Source organism: Rhizobacter sp. P2_H3 (assembly GCF_056403355.1).
Map to the genome: position 1 here is coordinate 1 of NZ_JBFUFQ010000480.1, position 1410 is coordinate 1410.

Here is a 1410-nt window from a genome sequence, read left to right on the forward strand (position 1 = left end):
GTTCCCCGCGTGCCACCGTGTTGATCGTCGACGACAACGCCGACATGCGCACCTACATCGCGAGCGTGCTGGGCGCGCGCTGGAACGTCGAGGCCGCCGGCGATGGCCGCCAGGCGCTGGACGCGATCGCGCGGCGGCGGCCCGACGTGGTCGTGACCGACATCATGATGCCGGTGCTCGACGGCTTCGGCCTGCTCGAGCGCATCCGCGCGCACGACGCGCTGCGCACGCTGCCGGTGATCCTGCTGTCGGCGCACGCCGGCGAGGAGGCGCGGCTGGAGGGGCTGGCCAAGGGGGCCGACGACTACATCGTGAAGCCGTTCTCCGCGCGCGAGCTGGCAGCGCGCGTCGAGGTGCTGCTGGTGCGCGAGCAGATGCATGCGGTGCGCGATGCCGCGAACCGCCGGCTGGTCGAGGTGTTCGACAACGCGCCGGTGGCGGTGGCGCTGCTGGACGGGCCGCAACACGTGTTCAGCTACGCGAACGACGAGCAGCGGCGCCTGGTGGGCGACCGGCCGCTGCTGGGGCTACCGCTGCTGCAGGCCGTTCCCGAGCTGCGCGAGCTGAACGTGAAGGAGCTGCTCGACAGCGTGTTGCGCAGCGGCGAGCCGTACTTCGCGAAGGCGTTCGAGGTGCACATGCCCGAGCCGCGCTACTTCGATTTCGTCTACCAGCCGCTGACCGAGCCGGACGGCACCGCGCCGGTCAAGATCGCCGTGGTCGCCTACGAGGTGACCGAACAGCTGAGCGCACGCCAGCAGGCCGAGGATGCGAGCCGTGCGAAGGACGAATTCCTCGCGATGCTGGGCCACGAGCTGCGCAACCCGCTGGCGCCCATCCTGACGGCGCTGCACCTGATGCGCATGAACTGGACGGATGCGGCGACGAAGGAGCGCGGCATCATCGAGCGCCAGGTGCGGCACATGGTGCGGCTGGTCGACGACCTGCTCGACGTCGCGCGCATCACGCGCGGGCGTGTCGAGCTGCAGCGCGCGCCGCTGGACCTGGGGGTGGTGATCGGGCAGGCGGTCGAGACGGTGAGCCCGCTGTTCGAGCAGAAGCGCCAGCGGCTCGAGGTGCGCGTGGAGGAGCCGCTGCCGCTGCTGGGCGATGCGGTGCGGCTCGGGCAGATCGTCGCCAACCTGTTGACCAACGCGACCAAGTTCACCGAGGTCGGTGGGCATGTGTCGTTGCACGCGCGGCGCGACGGCGACGACGCGGTGCTGGTGGTCGACGACGAGGGCATCGGCATGTCGTCCGACGAGCTGATGGTGGTGTTCGAGCCCTTCGTGCAGGGCAAGCGGCAGGCGTTGAACCGGCCGCACGGCGGGCTGGGCCTGGGGCTGGCGATCGCGCGCAGCCTGGCGGCGCTGCACGGCGGCACGCTGGGCGCGCAGAGCGACGGACCGG

Annotated in this window: 1 protein-coding gene; it reads left to right on the forward strand. The window is 71.3% G+C overall.

Annotated elements, in window-relative coordinates; genetic code table 11:
* The coding region (locus AC1D1T_RS32490) for a response regulator (protein ID WP_477993471.1) at nt 1-1410 on the forward strand (1410 nt) is incomplete at both ends.